Here is a 17,956-nt window from a genome sequence, read left to right on the forward strand (position 1 = left end):
GTAGCGCGTGTCCGGGATCGCGCCAGCCATCGGTCGCGGGAACAATCATGCGGGCGGCGACTTCCCCTTGAAAGACGCCGGTGGCGCCGGCGACGGGGGGCGAATGGACCATCTCGCGATCGTGATCGCATGTGTCGGGCTGATCGGCATCGGGGCGCAGTGGATCGCCTGGCGGACCGGGCTGCCCGCGATCGCGCTGATGCTGGTGGCGGGGCTCGTCGCCGGGCCGATCACCGGCATGATCCGGCCGGCGGAGGATTTCGGCCATCTGCTGGAGCCGGCGGTGTCGTTGGCGGTCGCGGTGATCCTGTTCGAGGGCGGGTTGAGCCTCAACCTGCGCGAACTGCGCCACGCGGAGGGCGCGGTGCACCGGCTGGTGCTGATCGGCGTGCCGGTCGGCTGGGTGCTGGGGGCACTCGCCTGCTATTATGTCGCCGGGCTGGTATGGCCGGTGGCGATCCTGTTCGCCGGCATCCTGGTCGTCACCGGGCCGACGGTGGTGCTGCCGCTGCTGCGCCAGTCCAGCATCGCCGCCCGGCCGCGCGCGATCCTGAAATGGGAAGCGATCGTCAACGACCCGATCGGGGCGCTGTGCGCGGTCGTTACCTACGAGATCCTGCGCCAGGCGGGTAGCGGCGCCACCGTGTGGCAGGGTACGGTGAGCCTGCTGATCGCGGCGGCGGTCGCCGGATTGATCGGCTACGGCGTGGCGCGCGCGCTCGGCTGGGCGTTGCCGCGCGGCCACGTGCCCGAATATCTCAAGGCACCGGTGATGCTGGTGGCGGTGATCGGCACCTTTGTCGGTTCCAACGCGATCCAGCAGGAAACGGGGCTGCTCGCGGTCACGGTGATGGGCATCGCGCTGGCCAACATGAACCTCGCCTCGCTGCGCGACTTCCTGGCGTTCAAGGAGAACATGACGATCATCCTGGTGTCGGGTGTGTTCGTGCTGCTCTCCGCCTCGCTCGACCTGGCGGTGCTGCGCCAGTTCGAATGGCGTTTCGGCCTGTTCCTGGCGGCGCTGCTCTTCGTCGTCCGCCCCGCCACCGTGTTCGTCAGCCTGGCGTTCAGCCGCATCCCCTGGCGCGAACGGCTGTTCATCGGCTGGATCGCGCCGCGCGGCATCGTCGCGGTGGCGATCTCCGGCCTGTTCGCGCTCCGCCTGGACGAGCTCGGCTACGGAGACGGAGGAACGCTGGTGGCGCTGTCGTTCGCGGTGGTCGCGGCGACCATCGTCGCGCACGGCTTCTCGATCGGTACGGCGGCACGGTTGCTGGGCATCACCGCGCCGGGCGGCAACGGGCTGCTGGTGGTCGGTGCCACCCGGTGGAGCCTGGGGCTCGCCCGGGCGCTGCGCAGCCTGGGGGTCGGCGTCACCGTCGCCGACACCAGCTGGCAGCGGCTGGCGCCCGCGCGTGAGGAAGCGATCCCCAGCTATCACGGCGAAATCCTGGCGGAGGCGACGGAGGAGGGGCTCGATCTCCAGCAATTCGGCGTGCTCGCCGCGACCACGGAGAACGAGGCGTACAACGCCCTGGTCTGCAACGAGTTCGCGCCCGAGCTGGGTCGCGACAACGTCTACCAGCTCGGCGATGCGGCGGGCGATGATCCCCGGCGCCTGCCGGCCGCGCTACGCGGTCGCACCATGTTCCGGTCGGGGCTGGGCGTGGAGGACGTCGCCGCGCGCGAGGAGGCGGGCTGGACATTCGCCGCCCTGGCGGTCGACGACCCCGCCACCTACGCCGCGACGGTGGACGCGCTGCCGGACGACGGTGGGCCGCTGCTGTTGCTGCGTCGCAACGGATCGCTGCGCTTCTTCTCGCATGCCTCCGACCCGACGCCGGTCGCGGGCGAGACGGTGCTGGTCTACGCCCCGCGCGATCGGCTGAACGGACCATCGTGGCAGGTGATCGAGCCGGCCGAAATCCCGCGATCCCATCAGGAGGTTTCCGCATGATCCGAGTGGCTTCGGCGTCGTTGTTCGCGCTCGTTCTCGTCGGTTGCGACCGACCCGCCCCGGCGCCGCGCCCGACCGACAAGGCCACGGCCGAGGGGTTCGACAACAGCGCCGCATCGCAGTCGATCATGCAGCCGAAGGTGATCGCCGAGAGCGAGCCCGTGCCAACGCCTACGCCCACCCCGTCGATCCCGACCGGCACCACCGTGCCGTTCGCGCGCGGCGTCGCGCTGGACGCCGTCGGGCGCGAGACGCTGGACCGGCTGCTCGCCGCCCCCGGCCTGCCGGCGGACGCGCGCTGGGTGTTGCGCGGCCATAGCGACTCGTCGGGCGACGACCGCGCCAACCTGGATGCGTCGCGTCGCCGGGCGGCGGCGGTGCGGACCTACCTCGCCGCGCAAGGGATCGACGCCGATCGCATCACCGTGATCGCGCTCGGCGAGCGGCGGCCGGTGGCGCCCAACGCGCAACTCGACGGCAGCGACGATCCCGCCGGGCGCGCGCGCAATCGCCGGGTCGAGGTGGAGATCCTGCCGCCCGAGGCGCCCGAGCCGCTCCCGGTGCCGACCGAGACCGGCAACACCGCAGGCTGACCACCCGGCAGCTTGTCGATCGTGTCGCCCGGCTTTGGTGCTGGCGTAAGTTAACCCCTTGATATAAGCGTATTTGCTGCTGAAGGGGAAGCGCGGCGTTGTCGAGAATTCTGAACCTGCCGGATAGGGCGCCGCGCCTGATTGCGCCCACGACCACCAAGAAGATCGCCCAGCGAATGCTCAGCGCCTCCGCGCAGGTGGCAGACGCCATGCCGCGCGGTTTCCACGTGCCCGCCGCGCTCGACATCATGCTGGCGCTGTACGTGGCGGAGGACGACGCGCGCTATCTGACGGTGGAGGACCTGCCGGTGCCCGGTGCGCCGTCGCTGGAACTGACGCGGCGCTGGGTGGACGCGCTGATCGCGCAGGGGCTGGTCGATCGACGCGGCGGTCTGCACGCGCTCAGCACGGCCGGCCACACGCTGGTCGATACCATCATCGAGCGCCTCTACGTCGCGCAGCGCGCACTGGACTGACCGGCGATGGACGTGGATGACGGCGGAGGGCGATCAGCCTTCCTGCTCCGCCTGGGCGACGTGCTGCGTCCGCTCGACGAGGTGGCGGCGATTCGGACGGCGACCGTGCGCCTGCTTGCCGAGGAGTTCGAGGCGGACCGGGTCGAGTTCGTCGAGGACGATGCGGATCGCATCGGGCCGGAGGTCGTCGTGCACCCCGACATTGCCGCCGACCCCGCCCTCACCGAGGAGGAGAGAAAGGAATACGCATCGGCGGGCGTCGGCGCGATGATCGGCGTGCCCCTGCGCCGCGGCGACGCGGTGCGCGGCATGCTATTCGTCCATTATCGACGCGCGCGGACCTTCGCCGACCGGGATGTCGCGCTGATCCGGGACGCGGCGGAGCGCGGGTGGCTGTCGATGGAGAACGTCCGCGCACGCGCGGCGCTCCGTCGAAGCGAGACGTGGCTCGCCGCCGCGCTGGACAGCGTGCCGGTCGGGGTCGCGGTGCTGAACGGCGACGGACGCATCGTCAGCGCCAACGCCGCCTATCGTCAGTTCCTGCCGGGGGGCATCATGCCTTCGCGCGATCCGGCCTGTGTCGACCGGTGGCGCGCCTGGGGAGAGGATGGCGAGGCGCTGACGAGCCGCGATTTTCCCGGCGCCCGCGCGATGCGCGGAGACCGCGTCGTGCCCGGTCAGGAAATGCTGTACACCGACGATGGTGGCCGCGAGGTGTGGACGCGGGTCGCGAGCATTCCGATCTACGACGAGGCGGCGAACATCGCCGGGCTGGCGAGCACCATTACCGACATCGACGCGCTGAAACGCGGAACGGAGGCGTTGCGGGAGAGCGAGGCACGCGCGCGGCTGCTGGTCGACGGCATCAGCCAGGCGGTCTGGGAGGCGATGCCCGACGGCGCCATCGAGGCCGACAGTCCCAGCTGGCGGAACTATACCGGTCAGAGCTACGCCGAGTGGCGCGATTATGGCTGGCTGAACGCCATTCACCCCGACGACCGCGCGCCGACGCTGGACAAGTGGCGGAACACCGTTCGGCAGCGGACCGCGATCGATGCCGATTATCGTCTGCTCGGGCGCGACGGCCGATATCGCTGGATGAACGTGCGGGCTGTGCCCCTCGTCGACGACAAGGGCCGCATCGAGAAGTGGCTCGGCATGAATATCGACATCGACGAGCGACGGCGCCTGCAACAATCGGTGCAGAACAGCGAACGGCGCGTGCGCGCGCTGATGGACAGCGTGCCCCAGCTGCTCTGGCGGGCGGACGGAGTGATGCGGTGGAGCTGGGCGAGCGCGCAATGGTGTGCCTATACCGGCTGGTCGGAGGAGGACAGCCGGGGCCTGGGCTGGCTCGCGGTGGTGCACGCCGACGATCGTGATGCCGTGCTGGCGGCGTGGGCCGTTGCCGGGCGGGGCGGCGATGTGGAGGTGGAGTGTCGCCTGCACCGTCGCGACGGGCATGTCCGCTGGTTCAGCATCCGCGCGACCCCGATCCGCGACGAGCATGGCGAGATCGTCGAGTGGCTGGGCACGGCGAGTGACGTCGACGCGCTGCGCCAGGCGCAGGAGCGGCAGACAATCCTGGTCGCGGAACTCCAGCATCGCACGCGCAACCTGATCGCGGTGGTGCAATCGCTGGCGGAGAAGACGCTGCTGAGCGCATCGTCGCTCGACGATTTCGAGCATCGTTTTCACGATCGCCTGTCGGCGCTGGCCCGCGTCCAGGGGCTGCTGTCCCACGCCACCGCGGGCAGGAAGGTGAGTTTCTGCGAAGTGCTCCGCTCTGAATTGTTGGCGTTGGGAGCGGTGGATCGGGATGGTTGGGGCGAGCGGGTCACCCTGTCCGGGCCGGCAACGGTGGCGTTGCACACCAAGCTGGTCCAGACGCTCGCTCTGGGCCTCCACGAACTGGCGACCAACGCGGTCAAATACGGCGCGCTGAAGGCGCCGGCCGGGCATCTCGCGATCACGTGGCGAGTCGACGAGACGGCTATGGGCGGCCGCACTCTTGTGGTAGATTGGCAGGAAAGCGGAGTGCCGATGCTCGACGTCGCGGTCGTTTCCCAGATCCGGGGATACGGGCGGGAACTGATCGAGCGGGCGTTGCCGTATCAGCTGGGCGCGGAGACGAGCTACGCGTTCGGAAAGGACGGGCTGCACTGCGTACTGACAGTGCCGATCGCGTCACCGGGAATGGATGAGGAAGGCGACTGATGGCCGACGCGCTGCTGCGGGACCAACGAGTCCTGGTCGTGGAGGACGAGTATCTGATCGCGGAGGCGATGGAGCGTGGCCTGCGCCGGGCGGGCGCGATCGTGCTCGGCCCGGTATCCAACGTCGCGGCGGCCCTGGCGCTGCTGGAGAGGGAGGGCAGCGTCGACGGCGCGGTGCTCGACATCAACCTGGGCGATCAGAAGGTCTATCCCGTGGTCGACGCGCTGCTGGCGCAGGGCGCGCGGTGCGTGTTCGCGACCGGCAACGATCCGTCGGACGTGCCGTCCGCCTACGCTGCGATCGCGCGGTGCGATAAGCCGGTCGACGCGCGCTGCATCGCCTACGCCCTGACCGATGAGGCAGCGGGGGCGAGGATGGTCGAGGACGAGCCGCGGCGCCGGGCGCTGTCGTCGATCCGCGACCAGCTGCGCCGGCAGGTCGACCTGGCCGACGATGCCGGTCTGACGTTGCTCGCCGTCAGGATACAGGAGGCGCTGGACGTGGCCGAGGGGGACCTGAAGGGCTGACCCGGTCGGCGCCCTAAGGGGATGACGGAAGTAGCGCGGCAGGGATCATCGGCGGGGCGACGCGCGTCGGCCGGGCGCGATGCCGCGTCCGAGCGTTGGTTGCTGCTGATCGGCATCGTCGCGCTGATCGCGGTCGCGCTCGGCGCGATCGGTCCGGGGCCGGCGGACCTGCCCAAGGCCACCCGATCGCTGACCATGGCGGAGGCGCGCGCCGCCAACGCGGCGCTGCCGATCGATCGGGCGCGGCGGATCAGGGCCTTGCGCTACCGTTTCCGCGGCGGACCCGCGGCGCGGGCGCAGGCGGTCGAGTGCCTGGCAACGGCCGCGCTGTACGAGGCGGGCGACGACCCCCGCGGGCAGCGGGCGGTGATCCAGGTGGTGCTCAACCGGGTTCGCGCGCCGGGCTTTCCCAAGACGGTGTGCGGGGTCGTGTACCAGGGATATGCGCGTCGCACCGGCTGTCAGTTCTCCTTTACCTGCGACGGATCGATCGCCCGGCGGACCGTGCATGTCGGCTGGGCGGCGGCGCGGCGCAGGGCGCGGCGGGCGCTGGACGGAGCGGTCTTCGCCGAGGTGGGCGGCGCCACGCATTACCATACCGACTGGATGGTGCCCTATTGGCGCGACTCGCTGACCAAGGTCGCGCAAGTGGGCACCCACCTGTTCTACGTACCCAAACGGCGCGGCGGGGAGCGATGAGCGGCGCGGGTCGTTGCCCCCGCGAACCCCGGACGAACAGGAGCCCCCCGCATGACCGATCCCCGCACCAGCCAGCCGACCCGCTTCCCCGACGAGCCGCAGCAGCCGCGTCCCGGCACCGAGGCCAAGATGCGGACCAAGCCCGATCACGGCGAGGAGAGCTATCGCGGCAAGGGATTGCTCGACGGGCGGGTGGCGCTGGTCACCGGCGGCGATTCCGGGATCGGCAAGGCGGTGGCGATCGCCTATGCCCGCGAGGGCGCCGACGTCGCGATCTCCTACCTCGCCGACGAGCAGGTCGATGCCGAGGATACCCGGGCCTGGGTGGAGAAGGGGGGGCGCCGCTGCCTGCTGCTGCCTGGCGACATCCGCGACCGCGATCATTGCGCGGCCATCGTCGAGCGGACGGTGGCGGAGTTCGGCGGGCTCCACGTCCTCGTCAACAACGCCGCGGCGCAGACGATGAACGAGGATCTGGCCGACATCGACGACGACGAGATGCAGGGCGCCTTTGCCGCCAACGTCTTCGCGATGATCCGCCTCGCCAAGGCGGCGGTGCCGCACATGGCGCCGGGCGCGTCGATCGTGAACACGACCAGCATCCAGGCGAAGGTCGCGACCGAGAACATGATCGTCTATGCCACCACCAAGGGTGCGATCTCCAGCCTGACGATCGGCCTGTCCAACCTGCTCGCGCCCAAGGGCATCCGCGTCAACGCGGTGGCGCCCGGCCCGGTATGGACGCCGATCCAGCCCATCGCCAAGGAAACGGACGAGCTGGAGACGCTCGGGCAGAACACGCCGCTCGGGCGCGCGGGGCAGCCCGGTGAGCTTGCTCCGCCCTTCGTGATGCTGGCGAGCGACGAGGGCAGCTACATCACCGGGGCGGTGATCCCGGTGACGGGCGGTATGCCGATGTACTGACGGGGACGTACCGATGGGCCGCCCGCACGCGGCGTTCGACCCGGCCGTGCGGGCGCTCTATGAAGCGTCCGCATGACCATCCTCGTCACCGGCGCGGCCGGCTTCATCGGTTATCACGTGTCGCGCGCGCTGCTGGCGCGGGGCGAGGCGGTTCTGGGGCTCGACAATCTCAACGCCTATTACGACTCGGCGCTGAAGGAGCGGCGGCTGGCCGAGCTGGTGGCCGCGGGCAGCGACGGGTTTGAGATGCTGCGCTGCGATTTCGCCGACGAGGACGCGCTGCGCCGTGCGCTGGACGGGCGGACGTTCGACCGCATCGTCCATCTCGGCGCGCAGCCCGGCGTGCGCTACTCGATCGAGCGGCCGATGGCCTACGTTTCCGCCAATCTGGTCGGCCACGTCGCCATGCTGGAGGTCGCGCGTGCGCGCGGCGTACGCCACATGGTCTACGCCTCGTCATCCTCCGTCTACGGCAGCAACCGCAAGCAACCGTTCGCGGAGAGCGACCGGGTGGACCATCCGATCTCGCTCTACGCCGCCACCAAGAAGGCCGACGAGCTGATGAGCGAGACCTACGCCCATCTCTACCGCATCCCGCTGACGGGATTGCGCTTCTTCACCGTCTACGGTCCCTGGGGGCGACCGGACATGGCGCCGTGGATCTTCACGCAGAAGATCCTGGCCGGTGAGCCGATCCAGGTGTTCAACCAGGGCCGGATGCGGCGCGACTTCACCTTCATCGACGATATCGTCGACGGGGTGCTCGGCTGCCTCGATCGGCCGCCGGTCGACGATGGCGCGGTGAAGGCGGGCGGCGGCGTCGCGCCGCACGCGATCTACAATATCGGCAACCATCGTGCCGAGGAACTGATGGACTTCATCCGCCTGATCGAGGCCGCTTGCGGGCGCGAGGCGCGGATCGACCTGCAACCATTACAGGACGGCGACGTGCTGGAGACCTTCGCCGACATCGACGCGCTCCGCCGGGCCACCGGGTACGAGCCGCGCACGACGATCGCCGAGGGGGTGCCCCACTTCGTCCGGTGGTACATCGATTATCACGGCATCGCCTGCTGAGCGATGCCGTGATAATCCGCTCCAAGGATCAGGCGGGCTGCCCGTTGCCGCCCGTCGAGCCGAAGATCTGCCCCGTCGAGTAGCTGAGCGCCGGATCGGCCGCCGCGACGTAGAGCGCGGCGATCTCCGCCGGCTGGCCCGGCCGACCCATCGGCGAACTCTCGCCGAACACGCGCTGCTTCTCCGGCGTGGCGCCGCCCGACACCTGGAGCGGCGTCCAGAACGGTCCCGGCGCCACCGCGTTGACGCGGATGCCGCGCGGCGCGAGCTGCTTGGCCATCCCCTTGGTGAAGTTGAGCACCGCGGCGCGCGTCATGGCATAGTCGACGATGTCCTTGGACGGATCGCCCGCCTGCTCGGACGAGGTGTTGACGATCACCGCGCCCGCACCCATCCGCTCCAGCGCCGCCTTGGTCAGCCAGAAGGGGGCGTAGACGTTGGTCTTCATCGTGTCGTCGAAATCCTGAGAGGAGATGTCGGCGATGGTGGGCCGGGTCTGCTGGCGCGCGGCGTTGTTGACCAGGATGTCGAGCCCGCCGAGCTGCTCGGCCGCCTGCGCCACCAGCTTGCGGCAGAACCGCTCGTCGCGCAGGTCGCCGGGGATCGCGACCGCCTTGCGCCCCTCCGCGCGGATCAGCGCGATCACCTCGCGCGCGTCCGGCTCCTCGGCGGGCAGGTAGTTGATCGCCACGTCGGCGCCCTCGCGGGCATAGGCGATCGCCGCGGCGCGGCCGATGCCGCTGTCGCCGCCGGTGATGAGCGCGCGCTTGCCGGCGAGCTTGCCCGAGCCCTTGTAGCTCGTTTCGCCATGGTCGGGCCGCGGGTTCATCTTGGACGCGAGGCCGGGCCAGGGCTGGCGCTGCACGGGGAAGGGCGGCTTGGGATAGGCGGCCGCGGCGGGCGTCGTCGCCGCCTTGGCGCCGCCCGATCCTTGCGCGGCGGCGGGAGCGGCGACGACGGCACCGGCGGCCAGCGCGGCACCGGTGACGAAGGCGCGGCGATCGGGTTCGGTCATGGATGTATCCTTCGAAAAAAAAAAGAGACTTGCCGCATAAGCGCCGCACCGGGCGCATCCGTTCCGACCGCAACGGATCGTTTCGGCGCCCTCGAACGCTGACGCTGCTCCACTGACGGGAGCCTGCTCTTGCCCTCTTCCATCCGCGCGGTGCTCTTCGACATCGACGGCACGCTGATCGACAGCAACGACCTGCACGTCCAGGCATGGGCGCAGGCCTTTGCCGAGAGGGGCCATGCGGTGGACCGCGACGCGATCGCCGGGCAGATCGGCAAGGGCGGCGACAATCTCGTGCCCGCGCTGCTGCCCGACGTGCCGCCGGTCGAACAGAAGGGGCTGTCAAAGGCGCAGGGGCGGCTGTTCAAGCAGGTGTTTCTCGACCGGGCCAAGCCTTTCCCGCAGGCGCGCGCGCTGGTCGAGCGGGTCGCCGCCGCCGGCGCGCGGGTGGTGCTCGCCTCCTCGGCCAGCCAGGAGGAGCTGGACCATTATGTCGCGCTGATGGGGATCGGTGATCTCGTCGCCGCGAGCACCAGCATCGACGACGTCGAGACCTCCAAGCCTGCACCGGACATCTTCGCCGTGGCACTGGAGAAGAGCGACTTTCCCGCGGCACAGGTCATCGCGGTCGGCGACACGCCGTACGATGTCGAGGCCGCGGCGAAGGCGGGCGTCGCCACCGTCGCGCTGCTGTCGGGCGGGTTCGACCGCGACGTGCTCACCGCCGCGGGAGCGGTGGCGATCTACGACGACGTGGCCGCGCTGCTCGCGAATTACGAGGCGTCGCCCTTGGCGTGCTGAGGCATTGGTGCACCGCGCCGGGAGCGAGTAAGGGCGGGGACATGATCCGTGTCACCGACCTGCGCCTGCCGCTCCACCATCCCGACGAGGCACTGCCGGCGGCAATCCGCAAGCGGCTGCGGATCGAGCCGCGCGACCTGATCCGCCACACGGTCGCGCGGCGCGCCCATGACGCGCGCGACCGGACCAGCATCGCGCTCGTCTACTCGGTCGACGTCGCCGTCCGCAACGAGGCGGCGGTGCTGGCGCGGTTCCGGCGCGACCGGCAGGTGCAGCTCACCCCCGATACCCGTTACCGCCCGGTGGCGACCGCGCCCGCCGGCGTCGCCCGGCCGGTGGTGATCGGCGCAGGTCCCTGCGGCCTGTTCGCGGGGCTGATCCTGGCGCAGATGGGATATCGCCCGATCATCCTTGATCGCGGCAAGGTGGTGCGCGAGCGGACCAAGGACACCTGGGGCCTGTGGCGCAAGAGCGTCCTTAATCCGGAATCCAACGTGCAGTTCGGCGAGGGCGGGGCGGGGACCTTCTCCGACGGCAAGCTCTACAGCCGCATCAAGGACGACCGCTTCCTCGATCGCAAGGTGCTGACCGAATTCGTCCGCGCGGGTGCGCCGCCCGAGATCCTGACCGAGGCGCACCCGCATATCGGCACGTTCCGCCTGGTGAAGATGGTGGAGAACATGCGCGAGACGATCGAGGCGCTGGGCGGCGAGTACCGCTTCTCGACGCGAGTCGACGGGATCGACGTGGTCGACGACGCGGGCGGCGGGCGGCGCGTCCGCGGCCTCCACCTGCACGACAGCGGCTATCTGGAGGCGGACCGGGTGGTGCTGGCGATCGGCCACAGCGCGCGCGATACCTTCGCGATGCTGTACGAGGCGGGGGTCCATGTCGAGGCAAAGCCCTTCTCGATCGGCGTGCGGATCGAGCATCCGCAGTCGTGGATCGACCAGGCCCGCTTCGGTGCCGACGCGGGCAACCCGATCCTGGGTGCGGCGGAATATCATATCTCGCACCACTGCTCGAACGGGCGCACCGTCTACAGCTTCTGCATGTGTCCGGGCGGCACGGTCGTCGCCGCCACCTCGGAGGAGGGACGCGTCGCCACCAACGGCATGAGCCAGTATTCGCGCAATGAGCGCAACGCCAATTCGGGCTTCGTCGTCGCGATCGATCCAGTGCGCGACTTTCCCGGCGATCCGCTCGCCGGGCTGGCGCTGCAACGCCACTGGGAGGAGCGCGCCTTCGTCGCCGGCGGGTCGTCGTACAAGGCGCCGGCGCAGCGGCTGGGCGACTTCCTGGCGGGGCGGCCATCGACGACGCTCGGCTCGGTGGTGCCGTCGTATCGGCCCGGCGTGACGCCGACCGACCTGGCGGAGTGCCTGCCCGACTTCGCCGTCGCCGCGATGCGCGAGGCGCTGCCCGTGTTCGGGCGGCAGATCCGCGGCTACGACCACCCCGACGTGGTGATGACGGGGGTGGAGACGCGCACCTCCTCGCCGGTCCGCTTCACGCGCGGCGCCGATTTCCAGAGCCTGAACACCGCCGGCCTGTTCCCGGCGGGCGAGGGGGCGGGCTATGCCGGCGGCATTCTGTCGGCCGCGGTGGATGGGATCAAGGTGGCGGAGGCGGTGGCGCTCAGCATCGGCGGCAGCGTGGTGGACGCGCGCGCGGCGTGACGCTGGTCCTGTTCAACAAGCCTTACGGCGTGCTGAGCCAGTTCACCGATCGCGGCTCGCCGACCGCGCGGGCGACGCTGTCGGACCATATCCACCTGCCCGGCATCTATCCTGCCGGGCGGCTCGACCGCGACAGCGAGGGACTGCTGCTGCTCACCGACGACGGCTGGCAGCAGGCGCGCATCGCCGATCCGCGCTTCAAACTCCCCAAGACCTATTGGGTGCAAGTGGAGGGAATACCAGGCGAACCCGACCTCGACCGCCTGCGTACCGGGGTGACCCTGACCGACGGACCGACCCGGCCGGCGGACGCCGCGCGGATCGACGAGCCGGCACTGTGGCCGCGCGACCCGCCGATCCGGGTGCGGCAGAGCGTGCCCGATTGCTGGCTGCGATTGACGATCCGGGAGGGACGCAACCGGCAGGTGCGGCGGATGACGGCGGCGATTGGCTTTCCCACGCTGCGATTGGTGCGGGTGGCGATCGGCGACTGGTCGCTGGGCGACCTCGCACCCGGAGCCTGGCGGCGGGCGTGAAGCTGTTCTTCGACGGCGGCTGGCGTCCGGCCACGGGGATGGAGACCGCGGTGGTGATCGGCGGCCGCCACCATGTCGAGCAGGCGGGGCCGGGCAACGCGATGGACGCGGAGTGGCTGGCGCTGATCCGGGCGGCGACGATCGCCCGCGATCTCGGGATCGCCGACCCCGTGCTGATCGGCGACGCGGCCGCGGTGATCGCGCAGGCGGCGGGAACGGTTCGCTGCCCACCGTCGTGCATCAACCATCATCGACGCTTTCACGCGGTGGCAGCATCGCTGCCCAAGTGGCGGTTGAGGCACGTAAAACGCTCGCACAATCTGGCCGGAATCGCGTTGGCACGGCTGCATCCGCGATGACAGGCCGTAAGCAAAAACCGCCGGCTTATCGATATTGCTAGTGACTCGCAGGATTGGCATCGTTAGAGGCCTCCCCGCGTAAAGGGGAACGATCTTGACGTATTGGAGTGTATTGCTGGCGAGCGGCGCGGTGGTGAACGGCGCAGCGCCGGCGACCGATCCCGTCGTGATCGAGGCCACGGTCGCCAACGACGAGGCGCAGCGCGGCGACGACGTGGTGGTGGTCGGCAAGAGCTACGGCGAGCGGGGGATCGGCAAGACGGTGGCGCCGCTGAAGGATACCACCAACACCGTAACGGTGGTGGAGCGCGATCAGATCGAGGCGCAGAACCTGTTCACGCTGGAGGACGCGCTGACCGCGACCAACGGCATCACCGTGACGGGCATCGGCAGCGAGGACCCCTCGTTCATCTCGCGCGGCTTCGCGATCGACAATTACCTGATCGACGGTGTGCCGACGCGGTCGTTCGGCTTCCCCGGCGTCGTCCCGGACCTGTTCTTCTACGACCGGCTGGAGGTGCTGCGCGGCCCGGCGGGGCTGTTTACCGGATCGGGCAACCCGGCCGGCAGCATCAACCTGGTCCGCAAGCGGCCGCTCGACGCGGCGCGCGTGCAGGCGTCGGCGGGCTACGGCAGCTACGATAATCTGCGTCTGGAAGTCGACGTGTCGACGCCGATCGGCGACGTCGCCGGCCTGCGCGCCGGCGCGATGGCGCAGGACCAGGATCAGTTCTTCGACACCGCGCACCGCAACCGCTGGGGCGCCTACGCGGTCGGCGACCTGAAGATCGGCGGTCGCACCACGCTGACCGGCGGCGTCTATTACGACCGCTTCAAGCCGGCGATCCAGTCCGGCCTGCCCGGCTATGCCGGCGGGTTGGACGGCAGCGAGGGGCGGCTGCTTGACGTCCGCCGCTCGACTTACCTCGGTGCCGACTGGAATCGCTTCGACGCGGAGACGTGGACGGGCTTCGTCGAACTGGCCCACCGGATCAGCGACCGCTGGACGCTGCGCGCGACGGGGCTGATCGCCAATGTCGACCGGCTCGACATCTACAGCTATGTCGGCAACGCCGCGGTGACGCTGACGCCGCGCGGGCAGGTGCCGGCCAATCTGGGGCGCACCAGCCACATCGCGTTCCTGGGCGACAATGCGCAGCGGACCCGGTCGTTCGACTTCAACGGCGTCGGCAGCTTTCGGGCGTTCGGACGCGAGCAATCGCTGATCCTGGGCGCCGATTACCAGGCGCAGGATTATACGTCGTACTTCGCCCGGTACAGCGGCTACGCCTTCATCAACGTGTTCGACCCCGTCTACCCGGCAGAGCCGCCGCTCGACCCGCGCGCGGAGTTGCCGCGCTATCCGGTGCAGGGGACGCGGGGGCGTTGCGCGACGGTGCCGACCGAATGCGTCAGCCAGTCCGCGGGCGCGACGCGCACCTATGTCGAGCAGTACGGCCTCTACGGTCAGCTGCGGCTATCGCCGGTCGAGGGACTGACGCTGGTCGGCGGTGGGCGTTCGACCTGGTGGTCGAGTGATCTCGACACGCTCAACCGGCTGACTGGCGACGCCACCGGGCGCAGCCAGTACGGCTACGACGCGCGCTTCACGCCTTACGGCGCGGTGCTGTTCGACGCGACCGACAACCTCAACTTCTACGCCAGCTACGCGGACAGTTTCACGCCACAGGCGCCGCCCGCCAACCGTTCGCGCCCCGACGGGCGCCAGATCGAGCCATTGATCGGCGACCAGATCGAGGCGGGCAGCAAATTGTCTCTAATGAACGATCGCCTGCTGCTGTCGGTCGCCGCCTATCAGATCAAGCAGACCAATCGGCTGGTCAATCCGCCCGAGGCGGACACGATCGTGCTCCAGGCCGGTCGCGTCCGCGCCCGCGGCATTGAGGCCGAGGCGACCGGCCAGATCCTGCCCGGGTGGCGCGTCAACGGCGGCTACAGCTATACCCGCACCAAATATCTGGAGGATACCGAGCCGCAGTTCGAGGGCATTGCGCTGACCCCGATCATCCCCCGCCACATGGCCAAGCTGTTCACCAACTACGCGCCGGAAGGAGGCGCGCTGGCGGGGGCGAGCGTCGGCGGCGCGGTGACGTATTTCTCCTCCACCTACGGCGGCAATCCGGCGCTGTTCGCCGCCGACGGCACGCTGCGCACTGCCTCCACGATCGTTCGGCAAGGCAGCTACGCGCTGGTCGACCTGCGCGCCGGGTACAAATTGTCGGAACAGCTGTCGCTGTCGGTCAACGTCAACAACGTGTTCGACAAGAGCTATTATTCGCGCATCTCGTCCACTGGCCGCGGCAATTTCTACGGCACGCCGCGCACCGTGTTCGGGACGATCCGGTATACCTTCCAGTGACCGCGGGCGAACATCACGCCCGCGCGCGCTGGGACCGCCGCGGCGACATCGGGTTGCGCGTCGTCGCGGCGGTGCCGCTCGCCTACGCCGCCGCCAGCCTGTGGGCGATGGCACTCGCCCGGCTGCTGCCGCTGCCGCCGGTGGAGGCGAGCGTCGCCGGTGCGCTGGTCGCGCTGGGGCTGTGCGCGGTGCTGGCGATGTGGGCCTTCGCCGCGCGCAGCGGCTGGCGCGCGACGTGGACGATCGTCGCCGCGGGCGCGGTGGGCGGTGGTATCGCCTGGGCATCGATCGGGGCGACGGGACGGTTGTGAGCAAGGGATTCCGCCAGAGCCAGGCATGGCTCCACACCTGGTCGGGGCTGCTGCTCGGCTGGATCCTGTTCCTGGTGTTCGTCGCCGGCACCATCGCCTTCTGGCGCGAGGGCCTGAACCGCTGGGCACGGCCCGAGCTCGCCCGCGTCGAGCAGCCGATGCGCGTGCTCGCCGGCGCGCAGCGGTTCCTCGCGCGCAAGGCGCCCGATGCCAGCAGCTGGTTCATCACCGTCGCCAGCGAGCGGTCGCCCGGCGCCTCGCTGTTCTGGGTGCCGCAACCCAAGCCCGGCGAGGATCGAGGACCGCGCCGCGGCCGCGGGCGGCGCGACAACCAGGCGCTGATCGGTGCCGACGGTCAGCAGGCGCACGCCCGCGACACGCGCGGCGGCGACTTCTTCTACCGGTTCCACTTCGACCTCCACTACATGCCCGTGATCTGGGCGCGCTGGCTAGTCGGGTTCGCCACGATGATGATGCTGGTCGCGATCCTGTCCGGCATCGTCACGCACAAGAAAATCTTCCGCGACTTCTTCACGCTGCGCCGCGGCAGAGGGCAGCGATCCTGGCTCGACGGCCACAACGCCACCGCGGTGCTGGCGCTGCCGTTCCACCTGATGATTACCTATACCGGGCTGGTCACGCTGATGGCGATGCTGATGCCGTGGGCGGTGGTCGCCAACTACACGGACGAGCGCAAGGTGAGCGAGGCGCTGTTCCCCACCGTGGAGAAGGTGGAGCGTACCGGCCGTCCCGCGCCGCTCGCCGACCTGACGGCGATCGCGCGCGATGCCGAGCGGCGGATGGGCGCGCCCGCGGGCTTCATCACCGTCACCGAGCCGGGCGACACCGCGGCGCGCGTCACCGTCAGCCGCAGCCCCGCCTCCATGCTGTCGTCGCGCACGCCCTCGCTGGCCTACGACGGCGTGTCGGGGCGCCTGATCTGGGCGTCGCCGGTGCCCGGCGGCGCGGCGCAGACGGCGGGGGCGATGATCGGCCTCCACGCCGGCCGCTTCGCCGATGACGGCCTGCGCTGGCTCTATTTCCTGTGCGGCGTCGGCGGCACGGTGATGGTGGCGAGCGGGCTGGTGCTGTGGACGGTGAAGCGGCGCGAGCGGCTGCCCGATCCGGCGCGCCCGCATCTGGGTTTCTGGATGGTCGAGCGGCTCAACGTCGCGGTGATCGGTGGCTTTTTGCTGGGCGTCGCGGCGTGGTTCTGGGCGAACCGGCTGTTGCCGATCGCGGAGCACGGCCGCGCGGAGGGGGAGGTGCATGTAATGTTCCTGGCCTGGGCCGCGGCCGCGCTGCTCGCCTTCGTGCAGCGGCCCGCGATCGTCTGGCCCGCGCTGTTCGGCGCCACCGGCGTGGCGCTGATCGGCTTGCCGCTCTACGACGTGGTGGCGACCGAGCGCGGGCTGTTCGCCTCGCTGGCGAGCGGCGACGGCGTGCTGGCGGGGATCGACGCGGCGCTGCTGGTGTTCGGCGCCGGCTTCCTGCTGATCGCCTGCCGCGTCGCCCGGCATCGGCCGGCGGTGCGCGAAGCGCGTGCACCGCGCCCTGCCGTGCCGCTGGCCCTGGAGCCGGCCGAATGAGCGCCGTGCTGCTCGCGGCCCTGGCGTTCCTGCTACTCGGCCTGGCGACCGACGCGCATCACCGGCGCCGGTTCGGCACGCTGCCGGGCGCGGACCGGCGGCGATGGCTGCGGATCGCCAGCTGGGTCGCGATGGTGGCGAGCGCGGTGCCGGCCATCGCCGCGCAGGGCGCCGTCTTCGGCCCGGTCCTGTGGAGCGGCGCGGTGATGGCGGGGGCGGCCATCGCCTTTCTGGCGCTCAACCTGCTGCCCGCGCGCCGCTGAGCGGGGATCAGGCCGGGCGCGCCATCATCAGCGCCTGGCGCAGCGTGCGCAATACCACCTCGTCGCGCTGGTTGAGGCCGAGATGCTCGAAGGTGACGATCCCCTGGCCGGGCCGCGAGGCGGAGGGGCGGAGCGCCGTTACCCGCGTCTCCGCGCGGATGGTGTCGCCGGCGAAGACGGGCTTGGGGAAGCTCGTCTCCGTCATGCCGAGATTGGCGACCGTGGTGCCCAGCGTCGTGTCCTGCACCGACAGGCCGATCACCAGCCCCAGCGTGAACAGCGAATTCATCAGCGGCCGCCCGAACTCGGTGGTCGCGGCATAGGCGTGGTCGATGTGGAGCGGCGCCGGATTGTAGGTGAGGGACGAGAACAGCATGTTGTCCGCCTCGATGACGGTGCGGCGGATCTCGTGGATGAAGACGTCGCCCACCGCGAAGCCGTCGAAATAGCGTCCTGCCATGATCGCGTTCCTTCCTGTGGCGACCGGCTATCGACAGGGGGGCGCGTTGTAAATCGGTTCTCGTCCCGTTTCCGGGCAAGGGAACATGCGCGCGCG

The 17,956-nt window shown here is 70.2% G+C and carries 18 protein-coding genes; 16 read left to right on the forward strand and 2 right to left on the reverse strand.

The genetic code is table 11. The features are described from left to right. The first annotated feature begins 103 nt into the window (after nt 1-103). The 8 genes from BM145_RS05910 (at nt 104) to BM145_RS05945 (ending at nt 8,470) form a co-directional block, all read left to right on the forward strand. Entirely contained in the window at nt 104-1,957 is a 1,854-nt protein-coding gene (locus tag BM145_RS05910) for a cation:proton antiporter (protein ID WP_093332493.1), read from the forward strand. Beyond that, nucleotides 1,954-2,550 (forward strand): OmpA family protein, encoded by a 597-nt coding sequence (locus BM145_RS05915; protein ID WP_245739116.1) that lies wholly within the window; start codon nt 1,954-1,956, stop codon nt 2,548-2,550. The genes BM145_RS05910 and BM145_RS05915 overlap by 4 nt, the downstream gene beginning before the upstream one ends. A gap of 98 nt (nt 2,551-2,648) precedes the next feature. After that, on the forward strand, nt 2,649-3,026 hold the full coding sequence (locus BM145_RS05920) for a hypothetical protein (protein ID WP_143090112.1): 378 nt from the start codon (nt 2,649-2,651) through the stop codon (nt 3,024-3,026). A gap of 6 nt (nt 3,027-3,032) precedes the next feature. Further along, a complete protein-coding gene (locus tag BM145_RS05925) occupies nt 3,033-5,243 on the forward strand; it encodes a PAS domain S-box protein (protein ID WP_093332496.1) in 2,211 nt (736 codons plus the stop codon). Next, complete coding sequence (locus BM145_RS05930) at nt 5,243-5,770, forward strand: response regulator (protein WP_093332505.1); 528 nt, start codon at nt 5,243-5,245, stop codon at nt 5,768-5,770. Before BM145_RS05925 ends, BM145_RS05930 begins: the two co-directional genes overlap by 1 nt. 21 nt (nt 5,771-5,791) lie before the next feature. After that, nucleotides 5,792-6,469: a cell wall hydrolase gene (locus BM145_RS16605; protein WP_093332508.1), complete on the forward strand. Its 678-nt coding sequence runs from the start codon at nt 5,792-5,794 to the stop codon at nt 6,467-6,469. A gap of 51 nt (nt 6,470-6,520) precedes the next feature. Beyond that, on the forward strand, nt 6,521-7,393 hold the full coding sequence (locus BM145_RS05940) for an SDR family oxidoreductase (RefSeq protein WP_093332509.1): 873 nt from the start codon (nt 6,521-6,523) through the stop codon (nt 7,391-7,393). Between the two features lie 72 nt (nt 7,394-7,465). Next, complete coding sequence (locus BM145_RS05945; protein WP_093332510.1) at nt 7,466-8,470, forward strand: NAD-dependent epimerase/dehydratase family protein; 1,005 nt, start codon at nt 7,466-7,468, stop codon at nt 8,468-8,470. A gap of 28 nt (nt 8,471-8,498) precedes the next feature. Here BM145_RS05945 and BM145_RS05950 read toward each other — a convergent pair whose 3' ends face one another. Beyond that, complete coding sequence (locus BM145_RS05950) at nt 8,499-9,485, reverse strand: SDR family oxidoreductase (protein WP_218149627.1); 987 nt, start codon at nt 9,483-9,485, stop codon at nt 8,499-8,501. Nucleotides 9,486-9,614: 129 nt separating this feature from the next. On the opposite strand from BM145_RS05950, the gene BM145_RS05955 reads away from it, so the two are divergent. From BM145_RS05955 to BM145_RS05990, 8 genes are all read left to right on the forward strand, one after another. Continuing rightward, a complete protein-coding gene (locus tag BM145_RS05955) occupies nt 9,615-10,283 on the forward strand; it encodes an HAD family hydrolase (protein WP_245739117.1) in 669 nt (222 codons plus the stop codon). 41 nt (nt 10,284-10,324) lie between these two features. Beyond that, nucleotides 10,325-11,962, forward strand: a complete 1,638-nt coding sequence (locus BM145_RS05960) for an NAD(P)/FAD-dependent oxidoreductase (protein WP_093332512.1) — start codon at nt 10,325-10,327, stop codon at nt 11,960-11,962. After that, a complete protein-coding gene (locus tag BM145_RS05965; protein WP_093332513.1) occupies nt 11,959-12,498 on the forward strand; it encodes a pseudouridine synthase in 540 nt (179 codons plus the stop codon). Before BM145_RS05960 ends, BM145_RS05965 begins: the two co-directional genes overlap by 4 nt. After that, on the forward strand, nt 12,495-12,857 hold the full coding sequence (locus BM145_RS05970; protein ID WP_093332514.1) for a reverse transcriptase-like protein: 363 nt from the start codon (nt 12,495-12,497) through the stop codon (nt 12,855-12,857). Before BM145_RS05965 ends, BM145_RS05970 begins: the two co-directional genes overlap by 4 nt. A 94-nt stretch (nt 12,858-12,951) precedes the next feature. After that, nucleotides 12,952-15,237: a TonB-dependent siderophore receptor gene (locus tag BM145_RS05975; protein ID WP_093332515.1), complete on the forward strand. Its 2,286-nt coding sequence runs from the start codon at nt 12,952-12,954 to the stop codon at nt 15,235-15,237. Next, nucleotides 15,234-15,548: a hypothetical protein gene (locus BM145_RS05980; protein ID WP_093332516.1), complete on the forward strand. Its 315-nt coding sequence runs from the start codon at nt 15,234-15,236 to the stop codon at nt 15,546-15,548. The genes BM145_RS05975 and BM145_RS05980 overlap by 4 nt, the downstream gene beginning before the upstream one ends. Next, nucleotides 15,545-17,137: a PepSY-associated TM helix domain-containing protein gene (locus tag BM145_RS05985; RefSeq protein WP_093332518.1), complete on the forward strand. Its 1,593-nt coding sequence runs from the start codon at nt 15,545-15,547 to the stop codon at nt 17,135-17,137. The genes BM145_RS05980 and BM145_RS05985 overlap by 4 nt, the downstream gene beginning before the upstream one ends. Then, nucleotides 17,134-17,400, forward strand: coding sequence for a DUF3325 domain-containing protein (locus tag BM145_RS05990; RefSeq protein ID WP_093332520.1), 267 nt, complete (start codon nt 17,134-17,136; stop codon nt 17,398-17,400). Before BM145_RS05985 ends, BM145_RS05990 begins: the two co-directional genes overlap by 4 nt. A 7-nt stretch (nt 17,401-17,407) precedes the next feature. On the opposite strand, the gene BM145_RS05995 is transcribed toward BM145_RS05990, so the two are convergent. After that, nucleotides 17,408-17,860, reverse strand: coding sequence for a MaoC family dehydratase (locus tag BM145_RS05995; protein WP_093332521.1), 453 nt, complete (start codon nt 17,858-17,860; stop codon nt 17,408-17,410). Nucleotides 17,861-17,956 lie beyond the last annotated feature (96 nt).

The sequence above is a fragment of the Sphingomonas rubra genome, assembly GCF_900115745.1.
In the GTDB taxonomy this organism is placed as follows: domain Bacteria; phylum Pseudomonadota; class Alphaproteobacteria; order Sphingomonadales; family Sphingomonadaceae; genus Sphingomonas; species Sphingomonas rubra.

Coding starts and splice junctions, on each gene's coding strand:
- BM145_RS05910 (WP_093332493.1), top strand. CDS start 104: ATGGACCATCTCGCGATCGTGATCGCATGTGTCGGGCTGATCGGCATC.
- BM145_RS05915 (WP_245739116.1), top strand. CDS start 1,954: ATGATCCGAGTGGCTTCGGCGTCGTTGTTCGCGCTCGTTCTCGTCGGT.
- BM145_RS05925 (WP_093332496.1), top strand. CDS start 3,033: ATGGACGTGGATGACGGCGGAGGGCGATCAGCCTTCCTGCTCCGCCTG.
- BM145_RS05930 (WP_093332505.1), top strand. CDS start 5,243: ATGGCCGACGCGCTGCTGCGGGACCAACGAGTCCTGGTCGTGGAGGAC.
- BM145_RS16605 (WP_093332508.1), top strand. CDS start 5,792: ATGACGGAAGTAGCGCGGCAGGGATCATCGGCGGGGCGACGCGCGTCG.
- BM145_RS05940 (WP_093332509.1), top strand. CDS start 6,521: ATGACCGATCCCCGCACCAGCCAGCCGACCCGCTTCCCCGACGAGCCG.
- BM145_RS05945 (WP_093332510.1), top strand. CDS start 7,466: ATGACCATCCTCGTCACCGGCGCGGCCGGCTTCATCGGTTATCACGTG.
- BM145_RS05950 (WP_218149627.1), bottom strand. CDS start 9,485: ATGACCGAACCCGATCGCCGCGCCTTCGTCACCGGTGCCGCGCTGGCC.
- BM145_RS05960 (WP_093332512.1), top strand. CDS start 10,325: ATGATCCGTGTCACCGACCTGCGCCTGCCGCTCCACCATCCCGACGAG.
- BM145_RS05990 (WP_093332520.1), top strand. CDS start 17,134: ATGAGCGCCGTGCTGCTCGCGGCCCTGGCGTTCCTGCTACTCGGCCTG.
- BM145_RS05995 (WP_093332521.1), bottom strand. CDS start 17,860: ATGGCAGGACGCTATTTCGACGGCTTCGCGGTGGGCGACGTCTTCATC.